Annotated in this window: 7 protein-coding genes; 3 read left to right on the plus strand and 4 right to left on the minus strand. The window is 68.8% G+C overall.

Features of this window, described 5'->3' with window-relative positions; genetic code table 11:
* The first annotated feature begins 13 nt into the window (after window positions 1-13).
* Complete coding sequence (locus ACWIHT_RS20965) at window positions 14-523, plus strand: DUF1990 family protein (protein WP_456169636.1); 510 nt, start codon at window positions 14-16, stop codon at window positions 521-523.
* Between the two features lie 18 nt (window positions 524-541).
* Here ACWIHT_RS20965 and ACWIHT_RS20970 read toward each other — a convergent pair whose 3' ends face one another.
* The 4 genes from ACWIHT_RS20970 to ACWIHT_RS20985 all read right to left on the minus strand — a co-directional run bounded on the left by ACWIHT_RS20970 (window position 542) and on the right by ACWIHT_RS20985 (window position 14,426).
* On the minus strand, window positions 542-1,339 hold the full coding sequence (locus ACWIHT_RS20970) for a barstar family protein (RefSeq protein ID WP_456169637.1): 798 nt from the start codon (window positions 1,337-1,339) through the stop codon (window positions 542-544).
* Between the two features lie 3 nt (window positions 1,340-1,342).
* A complete protein-coding gene (locus ACWIHT_RS20975) occupies window positions 1,343-7,870 on the minus strand; it encodes an RHS repeat-associated core domain-containing protein (protein WP_456169638.1) in 6,528 nt (2,175 codons plus the stop codon).
* Between the two features lie 55 nt (window positions 7,871-7,925).
* Entirely contained in the window at window positions 7,926-11,579 is a 3,654-nt protein-coding gene (locus tag ACWIHT_RS20980; RefSeq protein WP_456169639.1) for a LamG-like jellyroll fold domain-containing protein, read from the minus strand.
* A gap of 228 nt (window positions 11,580-11,807) precedes the next feature.
* Window positions 11,808-14,426: a glycosyltransferase family 1 protein gene (locus ACWIHT_RS20985; RefSeq protein WP_456169640.1), complete on the minus strand. Its 2,619-nt coding sequence runs from the start codon at window positions 14,424-14,426 to the stop codon at window positions 11,808-11,810.
* A gap of 234 nt (window positions 14,427-14,660) precedes the next feature.
* Here ACWIHT_RS20985 and ACWIHT_RS20990 point away from each other — a divergent pair, with 234 nt between their 5' ends.
* Window positions 14,661-15,872 (plus strand): S8 family peptidase, encoded by a 1,212-nt coding sequence (locus ACWIHT_RS20990; protein WP_456169641.1) that lies wholly within the window; start codon window positions 14,661-14,663, stop codon window positions 15,870-15,872.
* A gap of 218 nt (window positions 15,873-16,090) precedes the next feature.
* Window positions 16,091-18,190: an alpha-1,4-glucan--maltose-1-phosphate maltosyltransferase gene (locus ACWIHT_RS20995; RefSeq protein WP_456169642.1), complete on the plus strand. Its 2,100-nt coding sequence runs from the start codon at window positions 16,091-16,093 to the stop codon at window positions 18,188-18,190.
* Window positions 18,191-18,305: the final 115 nt, after the last annotated feature.

Genomic DNA, 18,305 nt, shown 5'->3' on the forward strand with positions numbered 1-18,305 from the left:
ACTCTTGGGTCCCATGTCCTTCACGTACGACGACGTCGGCGCGACCCGCGAACGCGGCTTCTGCCCCCCGGGATTCCACCCCCTGTATGTGCGCACCCGGATCGGCGAGGGCGAGAAGGTCTTCCGCCGGGCGTCCGAAGCGGTCCTGACCTGGGAGTTGCACCGGGAGTTGGGCGTCGGCATCGAGGCGAGCGCCGACAAGGCCGCCCCCGGCGTGGACGTGACGGTCACCCTCGTCGGCCTGATCAAGGCGCCCTGCCGCATAGTCTGGACGGTCGAGGAACACCGCAGATCGGGCTGGGCCTACGGCACCCTCCCCGGCCATCCCGAGTGCGGCGAGGAGGCCTTCGTGGTCGACCGCACGGGCGACGGCACGGTCTGGCTGACGGTGTCCGCCTTCAGCCGCGGCGCGAAGTGGTACGCGCGCTTGGGCGGCCCGGCGACACGCGGGTTGCAGCACGCGTACGCACGCCGGATGGGCAGCACGCTGCGGCAGCTGTGCGCGCCGTATTCGGAGGTGTGAGGCGGCCGAGTCGACCGGTCAGAGGAGATTTATTTCAATTCCTCGCCGGTCGAAGATCTCGTCCAGATATTCGATGAATCTTCCTTGGTAGTCGTCTCCCAACTTCTCATCACCCTCCATACGCCTCCTGGATTCATCAGCTCCCAGCCAGTTCAGCGTAAACGGTGGCGTGGCGCCCCAACCACCCGTGAGGCAGTCTTCGATCGCGGAGAGATTCCAGCCGAAGTACCCTCCCGGCCCGTTGACCGCTTCCCCCAGAGCGCAATAGAAGCTCAGTCCGTCCGAAATGAAACGGCCATCCATTTCATAAACGGCGCCGGGATTCCCCGTGGGGCTTTTCCGATATCCGTGGTGATTCAGGGCGACCGCAAGCCAGGCATGCCGGGCGGCCGCATCCAGTGAATGCCACAACCCGGGGCGATCGAGCGTGCCCGTGCGCACCAGGTCCCAGGGCCGTTCGGCCTCCGGCAGCAGATTCTCGCAGTCCAGCGTCACCGTCAGATCCATCAACACCTCGGTGTCCGCGGAACCGTCGGCGCGCTCCGCGCTTTCCACGGTGACATCGGCGACGAAATAGCTTCCGACTTCGTGTCCTGCCGTATCCAGCAGCACAAGGTCAGCGTTTCCGGCGAGCGCCCGCTTGGAGCCAATGCGTTCGATGCACTGCTGAAGCCTGCCCTCCGGGGCGATACCCGAGAGTCGCACTCGCCGCAGCCCCGCACTCACGGGGGTGAACAATCCCGTGACCCCACGCGATTTGCCCCAGAACTCACCCTCGCCTTCTTCACCCGTCAGATAACAGCCGGCATGCACCATGGCCTACTTCCACCCGTCGTCCGGAAAGTGCGGAGCAGTAAATTTGTGGATCGTATCATAATGATCGACGGTCCAGCCCATTACTGTTCTGCCACCAGGGATTTCGAGTTCCAGAATACGGGCCTCATCGTGTTTGGTGATACCTGGCACGCGCCATTCCTTCGCACCGGCCCACGGCTTCTCGTGGGTTTTCCGGCCCTCGAATATCTTCTGGTTTCTGTTGTTGTCCAGGACTGGCGTCCCGTTGCCCATCCTGATGTTCTCGTACGCCTCTACGAAATGTTTCGAGAAGCCCTTGTTCGTCATGGGCAGCGGGTCGGAGAGCAGGCCGGGGCTTCGAGCGCCCTTGATCGAACCCGGGGAGCCTCCCTCTCGCATTCCGAAGACTGCCGCAAGAGCACTCGGTGCCCGATAGGCATCACTCGAAGTGTCGTATCCGTAGCCCGAGACCCAGGTGTCGAACTGATCCCCGTAGTCGCAGCCGGGTGCTCCAGGTCCCCCGTCTCCGCGGCAGTCGGAATCGAATATCCAGCCACCGTATTCCGCCATGCGGGGAACATTGCTGACCAGACCGTAGACCGTTTCGCCGACGCCTGAACAAACGCTGGCCAAGACGCCCCAGGACGAGCAGTTCCCGGAGGCCTTCTTCGCCGCCTTGTCCCCGCTGACGGTGTCGCCGTCACTGGTGGTGGACGCCGTGCCGCCCGAGAAGGCGACCCCACCGGTGGGGTCGGCCGTACCGTCCGGCTTGGAGGCACTGCAATAGATGTCGGGGTCGCTGCACTTGTCCCCCTCGTGGCCGCACTTGAGTCCACCGCACGGGTCGGTGCCGGCCGGGTCGGCGTAGGTGGCGGGATTGTTGTTGCCGTAGGTGTAGCCGTTGAGGGATTGCTGCTCGGCCACGTTGAGCAGCGGATCGACGCTCATGAACCGGCCCGTGGACGGGTCGTACTCACGGGCACCGAGGTGCGTGAGACTCGTCGAGGAGTCCGCGGAGGCTCCGAGGAACGCCTTGTCGTCCGGCCAGGTTCCGGTGCCACCGGCGCGTGGGGCGCCGAACGGGGTCGTGTAGCGCTTGGTCACCGCCTGGGTCGAGGCGTCCACGGCGACCGTGCTGGTGCCGTGCCGGTCGGCGGCGAGCCACGTCAGCGTCGAGGTGCCGGACTTGTTGCCGCGAACGGCCACGGTGGAGCCCGCGCCCGCGTAGTAGCGCTGGGCCCAGTACTTGGCCGTCGCCGTCGACGTGTCCAGGTGCACCTCCGTGGCACCGAGGTACAGCACCGACTCTCCGCCCGTGTTACGACGGATCAGGAGGCCGCCGTCGGCGTCGTAGACGTAACCGGTGGTGCTCGCGCCTTCCTTGACCGTGTCGAGGCGGCTCTCGGCCGACCAGGTCAGGCTCTGGCTCGTGGTGCCGTCCAGCCGGGTGGTGGTGTTGCCGGTGGCGTCGTAGCCGTAGGTCGCCGTGGCCCCGGTGCAGGTGGACGTCGCCGCGACGGTGGCGACGAGGCGGTGGACCTTCGTGCTGTCGTAGCAGTAGGTCCTGTCCGCCGTCGCGGCGGCCGTGCGGGTGGTCTCCGTCGCGCGCAGGCCGGAGTCCTTGTAGGAATACGACGTCCAGTACGGTGCCGCGCCACCGAGGTTCGCCGTCGTACGGCCGGGGTCAGCGCAGTCCGCCGTCAGGGGCGTCCATGCCTCGGTCAGGCGTTGGTGCCCGTCGTACGTGAAGCACTGGTAGTCGGCCTTGCCCGTGCCACCCAGTGTGGCCGGGTCGTTGATCGCGGTGACGTTGCCCGCGACGTCGTAGGCGTAGTCGAGTTCCTGGAGTTTGTAGGCGTGCGTGTCGTCGGTGAGCGATGAACGCGTCAGGCGGTCGGTGCCCTCCTCGTACAGGTTGCCGATGTACGCCTTCTTGACGCCCTCCGCGTCCGAGGTGCCCAGGGTGAGGACCTCGGGTTGGCCCAGGGCGGAGTAGCTGGTGGCGAGCAGATAGTCACTGGCGCCGCTGGTCCGGGTGTTGAGCCCCAGGCCGCTGTACTCGTAGTCGACCGTCTCGGCCGCCAGACCGCCCGCGGCGGGTTCCGACGTGTACTGCTGGGAGCCGTCGATGTTGTAGTACGTCGAGGAGGTGAGCGTCTGCGTGACGGCCTTGGAGGTGACGAGCGGGTCGTTCGCCGGGAGGACGAGTTGGGTCGTGGTGGCCCGGTACATGTCGTCGTAGGCCGTCACCTTGCTGGTGTAGGCGCTTCCGGAGACACCTCCGACGTAGCGGGTCGTGGAGTCCACCTGGCCCTTGGCGAGCGAGTCGTACGCGCGGGCGGTCAGCTTGTTCGCGTCGACCTGTTCCTCCGTGGTGGAGGTCAGGTCGGCCGTCGCCGCCGCGGACCATGTTCCGGTGGGGCGGCCCAGGACGTCGTAGGCGTCGACGACGACCCGTCCCGCCGCGTCCTTCGTCCACGAGACCTGGTCCAGGTTCGTGTAGCCGGTGGTGGCCGTGCCCCTGTCGGGATCGGTGGCGGAGACCTGGCGGCCGTACAGGTCGTAGAGGTAGGACCACGCGCTGTCCGGCCCCGTGATGGTGGACTGCTTGCCGTCCCGCGTGTAGGTGAACCTCGTCGAGGTGTAGGGCGAGCCCACCGTGGCGCCGAAGCCCTGGTCGGCCGGGCTGGTCCCGGCGTACTCGCGGGTTTCGACGGTGCGGCCCTGGGCGTCCACGACGGTGCGGGTGGCCGAGCCGCCGTCGAGTGCGGTGGTGGCGGTGGAGTCACCCGTGTACGTGGAGCTGGTGCTCCACTTCTGCACGCCGTAGACGTAGAAGGTGCTGGTCACGGGGCGCTCTACGCCGTCGAAGACGGTATTGGTCTGCTTGGGTGTGCGGCCGTATTCGGCTCTGGCGTACGTGCCGTTCGGGGCCGCCGTCGAGTCGAACATGTCCGCGTACGTCTCGTAGGCGAGACCGCGGCTGTCGTATCGGGTGTCGGTGAGCAGACGTCCGCCCTGCGGCGTCGGCGCCTGTGTCTGCAACGGGCGCAGCAGCGAGTCGTACAGGCTGTAACTCGTGTTGTACGTCGTGCCGTCGGCCTTGATCGACGAAGTCGACGACCAGGACGGCGCGTTGTTGGTGACGGAGTAGGCGTAGGTGTAGCTGGCGCTGTAGTCGCCGGAGCGCAGGCGGTTGGGGAGCCAGGTGGCGGTGGCGCGGCCGAGGGCGTCGTACGTCGTCTCGGTGATCTTGTTGTTGACGTCGTAGACCTTGAGCGGAAGGCCCCGGGCGTAGTCCGCGTAGGTGTAGCTGTTCTGCGACTTGGCGTTGGTGACCTTGGTCCTGGTGAGGGGGCCGGAGGCCACGGGGACGTAGGACGTGCTGCTGCTGTTGCCGGCCGTGTCGGTGCTGGTGGCCACCCGGCCCAGGGTGTCGTACGTGATCCGGCTGAGGGTCTGCCAACTGGACGGGGCGCGTTCACCACTCGTCGCGGACGCCGGGTAGGCGGAGGCCCGACCGGTCCAGGTGGGCTGACCGCGGGTCGGGGTCTGGGCGGCGGACCAGGCCGTGGTGGTGGTCGGTCCGTCGTAGACGACGGCGCTGTCCGACAGGATGTCGCCGCGGCTCGCCGCCGAGGTGGGCAGGGACAGGTCCGTCTCGATGGTCGAGCAGGCGCGGCCGACCACGCGGGTGCGGGACACCAGGGAGTTGATGCCGAGATCGGCGTTGGCCGCGTACCAGGTGCGCGTGCAGGTCTCGTCGCCGGTGATGGCCGTGTCGCCCGCGTCGTACACCTTCAGCGGCTGGCCGTTGTCGTCCCACTCCGTCGTGGCCGTGGTCCGGGTGCGCCAACTCTGCTTCGCCGTCAGATAGGTGTGGGTGTACGCCTTCTCCGTACGGACGAAGTACGCCTCGGTGTCCGCGTACGACTTGTGCTGGGTAGCCGTACGACGTGACCAGGGGTCGTTGACCGTCACGGCGGACGGGGTCGGGCCGTTGTAGGTGATCTGCTCACGCAGGAAGCCCGCGAAGGGGTCGCTGTCCGTCTGGTCGGCGACGTCCAGACCGGTGAAGTCGATGCCGGCGACGGAGACGGACCGGGTCGCGGTGGTGTTCTTGCGTTTGTCGCCGTGCATCCCCTGGAGATAGAGGGACACGGTCTTCGACTGGGTCTTGCCCGCTGTGCCCTTGGTGACGGTGACCTTGCCGTAGCCACGCCAGACCGACCAGGTGCGCTCGTCCTCGGGGGTGAACGGATCGTCGTTGTAGTGCCAGGCGGGGTCCGCGTAGCTGTACGCGTTCTCGGTGTTCACGTTCGTACCCGTGGGATCGGCGGTGTTGACCGCCGTGACCCGGTATTTGTGGAACCAGTCGAGGGACGCGTCCTTCGCGCCGTTGATGTTCCAGTACTGCGGATAGCAGGACTTGCTGTTGTCGTCCTCGGCGGCCGGCATGCTGGAGCCGCGCACGCACTCCGGCCCGGAGAGGGTGACCGTGGTGATCGCGCCGGTCTCGGAGGTGACGGTTCTGATCCGGGGCCGGGTGAGCGGCAGGATGTCGTCCGTGGCGTCGACCCGGTTGGGCCGCATCTCGTAGGTGAACGTCACCGGGGCGAGCGCGACGGCCGTGCCGTTCCTCCCGGTGTGCCGCACGGACTTCAGGGTCAGGGTCTGGTCGGAGGTGTCGCCGATGTCGCCGCCGTCCAGGTACTCCTGGGCCAGATCCCAGCTGTCGACGGGGGTGAACTTGCTCTCCGTGGCCGACCATGCCGAGGTGACGACGCCGGTCAGCCGCTTGCGGGTGAAGAAGGACGGGCTGGCGGCGTCGCAGTCCGCACCGGAGGCACAGATCGAGTCGAAGGGAACGTCCGGCCAGTTGTCGGCGGTGGAGTCCTTCAGGTCGGAACAGTCGGACGCGGTGCAGCGCTCGTCGTAGGAGAAGGTGACCTCGTCGGAGGTCACTCCGGAGAACAGGGTGTCCTTGTTCTGCCCGTAGCGGATCTTGGTGAGGTAGCCACCGCGCGTGTACTTCGCCGTGGCCGTGGTGGCGCCGTTCTTGGCGTAGTAGTTGGTCTCCGGCGTGTACCAGTAGGTCATCGCGTTGCCGCGCGCGTCCACGACGTAGTCCAGGTTCCAGCGCCAGGCCTGGGTGACCGACCGGTCGGCGAAGGCGGAGCCCTGGTCGTAGCCGGGTTCGCCGGAGTCGTCGCCGTAGACCGGGACCGTCCAGACGGAGTTGGTCGCGTCGTTCGTGCCGGCGCCGGGAAGTTTGTTCTGGCCGAAGACGTACTGAGTGCCGTCGCCGGTGGTCACCGTCCAGTACTCGCCGTTGCCGTCGCCGTTGTCGGCGCCGGTGGAGTGGGTGACGGTGGAGGCGTCGTCGGAGCTCAGTCGCCAGTGGCCGGAGGTGTCGTCCTTCACCAGCTCGTTGGACTTGCCGTTGAGCACGATGGAGGCGTTGTCGTACTTCCAGCACAGGTCGTGCTTGTCGTCCTGACCGTCCTTGTCGCAGGGGCCGTAGGAACGCTCGATGTACGACGAGGACGAGAGGTCGAAGCCTTCGCCGACCTGGCTGCCCTGGTTGTTCGTGGAGGCGGTGCGGCCGTCGATGCCGCCGGAGTTGTACGACAGCGACATGCTGGGCGACGGTCCGGCCGCGGCGGGCGGTGCGGCCATGTCGTACGACCAGGTGAAGGCGCCCGACGAACCGCCCGCCGACCAGGTGGAGGAGGACGAGAGCGGGCTCGCGGTGTAGTCGCCCGAACCGGAGGCGGAGGCACCGGCGGTCGCGGCGGCCAGGGCCAGCACGGTCGTGGCCGAGGAGGTGGTCGCGGCGCCCGCGGTCGACACCTGTTCCTTGGCGGCCGTGGCCAGCGGGACGTCGGCCGAGACCGTACGTCCGGAGATGTCGTTGTGGGAGTCGAGCGGTGTCTCCGTCCGGCAGGTCGGCTGCTCCGGGGTGGTGAGCGCGCAGGCGGGCAGCCGCACCAACCGGAGGCGACCGGACCAGCCGCCACCGTAGGCGGAGGCGAAGGCGGAGTAGTCGACGCTGATCCTCGCGGTGCCCTGCTCGTCGGCGGACGCGGTCAGCAGGACGCCTCGCACACCTGCGGCTTCGGTCTTCCGGCGGCTCTGCACCGCGATGCGGACGTCGCCGTCGGCATCGTCGGATGTGCTCTTCAGCGTCACGGGGAGACCGCCGGGGGCCAGCCGGGCGGCCTTCCCTCGTCCGGTCAGGCCCGCGACCGCCGTACCGGTCCTCGGCCAGGCCGCGGTCTGCTGGTCCTCGGCCCGCTGTGCCTGCGCGGCATTCGCCCTGCGGGCTTCCGCCACCTGGTTCCGGGCCGCCCCGGCGCCCGGACCGGTGACGGCGTGGACCTTGGTGACCTCCTGCTTCGGGGTGTCCGGCCGGCCCAACCCGCCGTCTCCATCGGCGGCTTGGGCCGGACCGGTCAGGCCGGTGGGCGCGATCAGCGCCAGGACGAGTATCGGCAGTACCCTCCGCGCGATGGCGCGTCTGCCCCGGCGGGCCCGTATTCCGGCACTCATGACACGACTCCCCAGGTGATCACGACGGACGGAGAACGAACGGTGGAGCGAGCGGTCAGGCACCGGAGGCGCCCATCACTGTTTCGCTGATCTGCTGCTGGCCCGACATGGCACCCACCCAGATCCGCACATCCTTGATGCGGCCGGCCAGGTAGTTCCATGAGGAGTTCACGAATGCCTCGCCGAGCGTGAAGTCGCCGGATCCCGCCACGGCCGTATAGGCGAGGTCGGAGCCGTTCTGGTTGAGGCCGATGTACAGACCGATGGTGTCGGTGTAGGCGTCGAACACGCCGGTCAGCTGGGTCACGCTGTTGGCGGAGACGACCTTGGCCGCGTCCGAGACCACCGCCGTCCACGAGCCGTCGGCGTTCAGCCGGCCGAAGTACCACTTACCGACCGGCAGGTTCTTCTCGGAGTCGGGATCGAACTCGGTACCGGTCTTCTCGAACCACACACCCCATGAGGCTCCGGTGCCATGGCGCTGGCCGATGACCTGGGCGATGTAGCCGTCGCTCTTCGCGGCCATCGCCTCGGTGTCCAACTCCACCCCGACGGTGGCGGTGAAGGAGCCGGTCTCGTCGATGACCGGTCCGGCCGTGGCGGCCGTGCCGTTCGCGCCGTCGAGCACGATCCCCTCGCCGTCGAGCGACGCCCCGCCGCTGAGCGTGAGCGTCCGTCCGTAACCGCTGACGGTGTCGGGGAGGGCGGTACCGCTCACGCCGGCCGGATCCCAGTCGGCCGTCAACTCGACGGCGGCGGTCCCGTCCGCGTTGTGCGACCGGGCCTCGTTGGCGATGAGTTCGGCCAACGCCTCCTCGCTCATCTGGCTCTGCCAGACCACGGCCTCGTCCAGTCGACCGCGCCAGTAGTTCTGGAAAACGCTGCCCGTCTTGTCGAAGGCGGCCCGGCCGAACTGAAGGGTGCCGTCCGCCTTCGTCGCGTCCGATGTGACGGGCAGAGGCACCGACGCGCCCTGCGGCCGCCCGTTCACGTAGAGGCGGATGGACCGGTTCTCGGCGTCGTAGGAACCTGCCAGGTGGGTCCATGTCTTCAACGGAACGCCGGCGGCGGCCGCGTTGACGCCTTGGTACTTGCGGACACCGCCCTCGTACCAGTTCCACAGGAACACCCAGCGCTGGACACCGGGCGAGTAGTAGAGGGAGAAGCCGGAGCCGTCACTGCCGGTCTCCGCCAGGACGGTCCGGTATTCGGTCGACTCCGTGAGGTACGCCCACGCGGAAACGGTGAACGAGGACTTGGTGTTGACGGCCGAATCGGCGGTGGCCGCGTACCCGGAATGGCGCGAGGTGTCGGCGGTGTCGTTCAACCACAGCGAATAGTCGCCCTCGCCTCGCCGGGCAAGGGACGACCAGCCCGAACCCGCGGTGTACAGCGTCGCGTTGTGCCGGGTCCCCTCGGTGGCCGTGTCGGTCGCCGTCGTCGCGCCCGGGCCGTCGCCGAAGTGCCAGCGGCCGACCGCCCCCTTCGCCTCGGCGACCTTGAACTCCACGACCGACGTGTCACCCGGGCCGTTGGCGTCCTTGGCCTGAACCCGCAGTTGCTGCGTGCCCGCCAGCCGGGGCGTGATCGACACCTTCAGCGACCCGTCCGCCTTCGCCGCGATCCACGCCGACGGCTTCGCCTCGGTGGAGAGCTTGTACTGGTACGCGGAGTTGGTGGTGTCACCGGCCGCGGGGGTGAACGTGAAGTCGGCCTTGACGCCCGGCCCGCCGGTCGGTGCGCAAGAGTCCGCGGCGCACTCGACGTAGGGGCTCCCCAGGGTGATCTTCGGCGCCTTGGGGCCCGTCGTGTCGATCTTGAAGTAGCACCAGTCCTGGGTGGTGACCGTACTGTGCGACTCCAGGAAACTGTCGTCGTTGTTGTAGAGCGATCTGCTGAACACGGCCAGTCGGTACAGCACTCCATCGGCGAGTGTGATCGGCGACACGTCCTGCACAAGGCCGTTGTCGCCCACCGAACCGCTGGTCGGCCGGACCGGCTCGGTGGCCACGACCCAGGTGCCGGTGCTCAGTTTCTTCTGGATGTAGAAGTGCGCCCGCAGGTGTGCACCACCCTCGCCGCCCGCCGCGGTCTGTGGACGTGCGGTCAGCGTCGGCTGCGGGGAAGCGATGACGGCCGGGTCGGCGGCGTCGTTCTCGCAGCTGATGCTCTTCGCTCCCACCAGGATTCCGGCGCTGGTCGGGACCGCGGGCAGGCCGACGTACTTCACGGACAGCACGGCGTCGTCGTCGAACCGCTTCCAGCCGTTGGGATCGGACTCGTCGTGCGCCTTGAGCATCAGCGTCAGACGTGAGAAGTCGCCTTCCGCGAAGTTCCTGACCGTCGCGGTCAGGTTCTCGTAGCTCTGGGTCGGGTCGTCGTTGAACTCGATCGGGGCGTCCGGCTGATCCGGATCGCACAACGAACCCCGTCCCGCCGCCACCGTCCGGTCGCCCATGACGTCCCAGTTCGACGTGGGGCCCGGCCAGCGCGTCGCGGCGGAGATGTTGCCGGTGCGCACCAGGTCGACGACCGTCTTCGTGCACGACATCGACCAGCGTTCGGTGGCCCGGAAGGTGGCGTCCAGCACCCGCTTGCCCGCCAGTTTGGTCGGCGCGAACTCGAAGTACATGCGCTGCTTGTAGCCCGAACCGCAGTAGTAGGCGTAGCCGCCGGTCACATACGTGCCGCAGTAGCCGATGCCCTCGCCTTCGTCGCCGCCGGAGAAGTTGTAGAAGGTGTCGCCGTCCGAGGACAGGACGGTTCGCTCGGACTCCTCCAGTGCGACATCCGGATCGATGTACAGCGGGTAGACCGTGTTCGCACCGCTCAGCAGGCCCGCGTCCGGTTCGACCGCGACCGAGTCCGCTGTCAGCGTGACAGGCAGTACGGCCGACGCGTCGCCGTCGCCCGGTCCCTTGGCCGGGTCGGACGAGGCCTCGCCGTCGCCGTCCTGGACGGGGTCGTCGGCGGCGCCGGACGCGAAGGACATCGTGGTCGTTCCCCCGGTGCCGGCGTCACCGGCCGAGTCCCACATCTGCGCGGCCGGCGAGCGGAACACCGCGTTGCCGTCCTCGTCCACCGCCGCCAGACCGCCGCCGGTACGGCCGCTGACGGTGAGGCCCCGGCTCTTGAGCGAGAACTCGATCCTCTTGAGTTCCGGATTGGCCGCCGCCCGGGCGGACTTGACGATCAGTACCTGCTTCACGCCTTCGACCGTGGCCGTCATCCGCAGGTCCACACCGGGCAACACGTCCGCGTACGTGGCGGAAGCCCCGGTCAGGGTGGGCTCGGGCAACGTGCCGGGCCAGCCCAGGCTCAACGACCGTCCGTCCTCGGCCAGTGTCACCAGGTTCGCGCCGTCGCCTCCGGCGGAGAAGGAGATGTCGGCCACGGCGGCCCTGGGACCGATCGAGCCGTCGGCCCGGCGCTCCAGCGTCGCGTCCGGTACCGCCCACGACCCGCCCGGCCGCGCCACCCGGACCGGAACAGCGGACTGGTCGAGGGTGAACGAGTAGCCGTCCGGGTTGGCGTAGGTCGTGGAGTACTCCTGACGCTCACCTACGACTTCCACCTGGTCCCCGGCTGCCGCCGCCCGCTCCAGCGCGGCCGATGCCTCGGAGGTCGTGGCCTCCGAGGCATCGGCATGTGCGACCGGCGCGGCCACGCCCAGCACGGGCAGCGCCGCCAGCAGCGCCGAAACCGTCAAACCGGAGATGAACCGTCTTGCCCCGAAAGCGCGCCCGTGTTCCACGCAGCGCGAAATGCCCCCGCCCATTCCCCAACCCCACCCCGTTGCGCGATCTTCAAGAGTTCCCAAAGATCTCACCAAATTTGATTGAACATGGTCAACCAAACTTCAGGTGAACTCGACAAGATCGCGCGGACAACCGACGCGCGGAGACCAGGAACAAGGCGGCGAAATGCGGGCAGACGGCTACCGCATCAACACCCCGGCCCCCTCCACCCCGTCCTCAGAAGGCACCGCCACCAGCCCCAACTCCGCGCTGGACGCGAGCAGTCGGTGCGCGGGCAGAATCCGGACCGTGTAGCCATAGGGCCCGGTGCGATCAAGGGCGAGCGGCCCCTCGAACAACCAGTGCCCCTCCGCGTCCGGACCGCCGACCGGCTTGAGCGGCACAGCCACCCCGTCCCCGATCCGGTCCTCCGGGTCCACCCGCCCCGACACCGCCTGCACTTCGACGTCGTCCGGGGCCAGGCCGCCCAGGCCCACCCGCACCCGCAGATTCAGCGTCGTACCGAGTTCCGCGGTGGCCGTGGCCGCAGACGTCTCCACGTGGTCGACCGTCACCCCGTGCCAAGCCGCCCGCACCCGCCCCTTCCACGCGGCGAGTTCACGCGCCGCGTCCGGGGTCATCGCGCGGTGCGCGTGCGCGGCCGGGGCGTACAACCGCTCCACGTACTCACGGACCATCCGGCCGGCCAGCACCTTCGGGCCCAGCAACGTCAGTGTCTGGCGGACCATTTCGATCCAGCGGTCGGGCAGCCCGTCCTGGCCGCGCTCGTAGAAGCGCGGGGTCACGCGCTGCTCCAGGAGGTCGTAGAGGGCCGCGGCCTCCACGTCGTCGCGGTGGTCGGGGTCCGTGCCGGTGCCGTCGGCCGTGGGGATGGCCCAGCCGAAGTCGGGCTGGAACCACTCGTCCCACCAGCCGTCCAGGACCGAGAGGTTGAGGCAGCCGTTGAGCGCGGCCTTCATCCCGCTCGTGCCGCAGGCCTCCAGCGGGCGCAGCGGGTTGTTGAGCCAGATGTCGCAGCCGGGGTACAGCTTCTGCGCCATCGCCATGCCGTAGTCGGGGAGGAACACGATGCGGTGGCGGACGCGCGGGTCGTCCGCGAACTTCACCAGCTCCTGGACGAGCCGCTTGCCGCCGTCGTCCGCCGGGTGCGCCTTGCCCGCCACCACGATCTGGATCGGGTGGTCCGGGTGCAGGAGGAGATCCATCAGCCGGTCCCGGTCGCGCAGCATCAGCGTCAGGCGTTTGTACGACGGGACGCGGCGCGCGAATCCGATGGTGAGGACGTCGGGGTCGAGCACGCCGTCGATCCAGCCCAACTCGGCTGATCCCGCGCCGCGTTGACGCCAGGAGGCACGCAGCCGCTCCCGTACCTCCACGACCAGTTGCTCGCGCAGATCGCGGCGCAGCTCCCAGATGTCCTGGTCCGGGATCTCCGCGACCGCGTCCCAGCGGTCCGAACCGCCCACCGACAGCGCGTCCTCGGTGCGCTGGGCGCCGATCTGCCGGGCGCCGAGCCGGAACACCTCGGGGGCGACCCAGGTCGGGGCGTGCACGCCGTTGGTGACGGAGGTGATCGGCACCTCCTCCGGGTCGAAGCCCGGCCACAGTCCGGAGAACATCTCGCGGCTGACCGAGCCGTGCAACAGCGAGACGCCGTTGGCGCGTTGGCCCAGCCGCAGGCCCATCACGGCCATGTTGAAGAGGTTGGGTTCGCCGCCCGGGTAGGTCTCCATGCCGAGCCGGAGGATGTTTCCGACGTCCAGGCGCGGGAGTTCGGCGTCCGGCCCGAAGTGGGTGGCGACCAACTCCCGGTCGAATCGGTCGATTCCGGCCGGGACGGGGGTGTGCGTGGTGAACACGGTGCCCGCCCGCACCGCTTCCAGGCCCGCGTCGAAGTCCAGCCCGGCGTCGCAGAGTTCGGCGATCCGCTCCAGGCCGAGGAAGCCCGCGTGGCCCTCGTTGGTGTGGAACACCTCGGGCTCGGGGTGACCGGTGAGGCGACAGTACGTGCGTACCGCCCGCACACCCCCTATGCCGAGCAACATCTCCTGGAGCAGCCGGTGTTCGCTGCCGCCGCCGTAGAGGACGTCGGTCACGCCCCGCGCGGCGATGTCGTTCTCCTCGACGTCCGAGTCGAGCATCAGCAGCGGCACCCGGCCGACCTGGGCGAGCCAGATCCGGGCGCGCAGCGAGCGGCCGCCGGGCAGGGCGATGGCGACCTGGGCCGGGGAGCCGTCGTCCTCCCGCAGCAGCGCCACCGGGAGTTCGTTGGGGTCGAGGACCGGATAGGTCTCCTGCTGCCAGCCGTCCCGGGACAGCGACTGGCGGAAGTAGCCGTGCCGGTAGAGGAGTCCGACGCCGATGAGCGGTACGCCGAGGTCGCTGGCCGACTTGAGATGGTCGCCGGCGAGGATGCCGAGGCCGCCGGAGTACTGCGGCAGGGCGGCCGTGACACCGAACTCGGGTGAGAAGTAGGCGATGGCGGCGGGCAGTTCACCGGACTGGGCCTGGTACCAGCGGTCGCCGCCCACGTAGTCGGCGAGATCGCCGGCGACCTCGGTGAGCCGGCGCAGGAAACGGCTGTCCCCGGCCAGCTCCGCGAGCCGCTCGGCGGACACGCTGCCGAGCAGCCGTACCGGATCGCCTTCCGAGGCGGTCCAGCGCTCGGGATCGACGGACTGGAAGAGATCGCGGGTTTCCGCGTGCCAGGACCAGCGCAGATTGCGCGCGAGATCGCTGAGTGGCCGGAGGGGTTCGGGGAGAACGGGACGGACGGTGAATCGACGGATCGCCTTCACAGCTCCACCTTGCGCGTTCGCTGGATGACACACGGCTATGTGCGTCGTCGTCTCTGAAGACGGTACCGGTGACCGTGCGGACGTCGTCCGCAAACGGCGGACGGGCCGGATGACGCCGGCCTGTACTGCCAGATGAACCGACCTGGGCCGAAAAGGCCCCCTCATGCGCCCTTGTGGTGCTTCGCACCGCACGAGAGGCTGCCCAGTGGAGAGTTGAAGGAGGGGAACTCGACCATGGCACGGACGCGTACGCGGCGTCTGCGCCGGGCGGGGGGACTGACTGCGGTCGCCACAGCCGTGGTGTTTTCGGCCATCACCCTGCCCGCGCACGCCGCACCGGAGGGGACCATACTCGGCGCCGGGGCACCCGGCTCCGTCAGCGGCAGTTACCTGGTGACACTCAAGGGGGGAACGAAGGCTCCGTCGGCCGCCGGAAAGGGGCTCGCCGAGAAGTACGGGGCGAAAATAAGCCACACCTACGGCACGGCCCTGAACGGCTACGCCGTCGAGGCGAACGAGAGACAGGCGAGACTCCTCGCGGCGGACCCGCGGGTCGCCTCGGTCGCCCAGGACACCCGGGTGACCCTGGAGAGCAGCGGCCGCATCGAGCGCGACCCGCCGTCCTGGGGCCTGGACCGCCTCGACCAGCCGGGCCTGCCGCTCGACAAGAGCTACACCTCGCCGGACTCCGGGGGCAGCGGGGTGACGGTGTACGTGATCGACACCGGCATCCGGATCACCCACAAGGACTTCGGCGGCCGGGCGAGCTACGGCTGGGACTTCGTCGACAACGACACCACCGCCCAGGACGGCAACGGCCACGGCACCCATGTGGCCGGCACGATCGTCGGCTCCACGTACGGCGTCGCCAAGAAGGCCAAGGTGGTCGCCGTCCGCGTCCTGGACAACGCGGGAGCCGGTACGACCTCGCAGGTCATCGCCGGTATCGACTGGGTCACCCGGCACGCGCACAAACCGGCGGTGGCCAATCTCAGCCTCGGCGGCTACCACAACGCCCAGCTCGACGCCGCCGTACGCAACTCGATCGCCTCCGGAGTCACCTACACGGTGGCGGCGGGCAACGACGGCCTGTCGGCCGGTCTGTACTCCCCCGCCGACGTGAAGGAGGCGATCACGGTCGGCGCCACCGACCGCACCGACGCCCGGGCGGCCTTCTCGAACTTCGGCCCGGCCGTCGACCTGTTCGCCCCGGGCGTCTCGATCACCTCGGCGACGTACACGAGCGACACGGCGAAGGCGACCTTCTCCGGTACGTCGATGGCGTCGCCGCACGCGGCCGGCGCGGCGGCGGTCTATCTCGGCACTCACCCGCGCGCCACACCCGCACAGGTGTCCAAGGCGCTCGTCGCGGGAGCGGTTTCCGGCAAGGTGTCCGGTGAAGGACTCGGTTCGCCGGACAAACTTCTGCAAGTACCGCGGTCGTAGCGCGGGAGTGACGGCTCCGGCCCCGTTCGTCCAGGACGGGGCCGGATCTTCTGTGGAGACCTGCGTGTAAGTAGTTGGCAACCTGCCGGATTGCTAACCCGAATAGGGTGGGAAGGCTCCACCGGTACACCCCCAGACGCAGTACGGGATCTCCTTCGCAGGACCCACCTCCCCACATCCATCCGCCCACACCCACGTTGACGCGGACAGGAGCGGTCATGCCCGCCACGCACCACTCGTCAGCACCCCCGACAACCGGCACGGCCACGCCCCCCGTGCGCCCCGCCGGCACGGCACCACCCGTCCCGGAGCCACCCTCCGCGGTCGGCCCACCTCCCGGCATCGGACGCATCCCCGTCCTCGATGTCCGGCCGGTCGTCCAGCACGGCCACCGGGCCGCCAAAGCGGTCACCGGTGAGACGTTCGAGGTCTCGGCCACCGTCTTCCGCGAAGGCCATGACGCGGTCGCCGCCAATGTCGTCCTCCGCGATCCGGACGGCCGTCCCGGACCCTGGACCCCGATGCGGGAGCTCGCCCCGGGCACCGACCGCTGGGGCGCCGAGGTCACTCCGGACGCGCCGGGCCACTGGTCGTACGTCGTGGAGGCCTGGAGCGATCCGGTCTCCACCTGGCGCCACCACGCGGGGATCAAGATCCCGGCCGGGATGGACACGGACCTGGTCCTGGAGGAGGGCGCGCGCCTCCACGAACGCGCCATCGCCGGGGTACCGAAGGGCAGAGGCCTCCGGCCCGTCCTCCGCACCGCCGTCACCGCCCTCCGCGACGAGACCCGCCCGGTCGCCGCCCGCCTCGCCGCCGCGCTGACGCCGGAGGTGGACCAGGTCCTCGCCCGGTATCCGCTGCGGGAGTTGATCACGGTCTCCGAGCCGCGCGCGTTGCTGGTGGAGCGGGAGCGTGCGCTCTACGGCTCCTGGTACGAGTTCTTCCCCCGCTCCGAGGGCACGGCGGCCGAACCCCACGGCACGTTCCGTACGGCGGCGAAACGGCTCGCGGGTATCGCCGCGATGGGCTTCGACGTCGTCTATCTGCCGCCGATCCATCCGATCGGGACGACCTTCCGCAAGGGTCCGAACAACACGCTGTCCGCCGGGCCCGAGGACGTCGGTGTGCCGTGGGCGATCGGGTCCCCGGAGGGCGGTCACGACGCGATCCATCCCCGGCTCGGGACGCTGGAGGACTTCGACGCGTTCGTCGCGCGGGCCGGTGAGCTGGGCCTGGAGATCGCGCTCGACTTCGCGCTCCAGTGCTCCCCCGACCACCCGTGGGTGGACAAGCACCCGGAGTGGTTCCACCACCGCCCCGACGGGACGATCGCGTACGCGGAGAACCCTCCGAAGAAGTACCAGGACATCTACCCGATCGCCTTCGACCGGGACCTGGACGGCCTGGTCGCGGAGACCGTGCGGGTGCTGCGGCACTGGATGGACCACGGGGTGCGGATCTTCCGCGTGGACAACCCGCACACCAAGCCGGTCGTGTTCTGGGAGCGGGTCATCGGCGACATCAACGCCACAGACCCCGACGTGATCTTCCTGGCCGAGGCGTTCACCCGCCCCGCGATGATGGCCACCCTCGCCCAGGTCGGCTTCCAGCAGTCGTACACCTACTTCACCTGGCGGAACACGAAAGCGGAACTCACCGCATACCTGAGTGAGTTGGCGGGCGAAGCCGCCGCCTACATGCGGCCCAACTTCTTCGTCAACACCCCCGACATCCTGCACGAGTTCCTCCAGCACGGCGGCCGACCCGCCTTCGAGCTACGGGCGGTGCTGGCGGCGACGCTCGCGCCGACTTGGGGGGTGTACAGCGGGTATGAGTTGTGCGAGAACACACCGTTGCGGTCGGGCAGCGAGGAGTATCTGAACTCCGAGAAGTACCAACTCCGGCCGCGCGACTGGGCGTCGGCCGAGCGGGAAGGACGTAGCATCGCGCCATTGCTGGGCAAGCTGAACGACGTCCGGCGCCGCAGCCCGGCGTTGCGGCAGTTGCGCGACCTCCACTTCCATCACACGGACCAGGAGGCGGTGATCGCCTACTCGAAGCGGAGTGGTTCGAACACGGTTCTGGTGGTTGTGAACCTGGACCCCCACCACACCCAGGAAGCCACGGTCTCGTTGGACATGCCGCAACTCGGCCTGGAATGGCACGAGTCGGTGCCGGTGCGCGACGAGCTCACCGGTGAGACCTATCACTGGGGCAGGGCCAACTATGTGCGCCTGGAACCGGGCAACCGGCCCGCACACATCCTCACCGTCCTGCGACCGTCCCCGCAGATCGGAGGGTCACCCACAATATGATCGTCAACGAGCCCGTCCCGGACACCTTCGAGGACACTCCCGCCAAGGACCGGGACCCCGAGTGGTTCAAACGCGCCGTCTTCTACGAGGTCCTGGTCCGCTCCTTCCAGGACAG

The sequence above is a fragment of the Streptomyces sp. NPDC002276 genome (assembly GCF_053891435.1).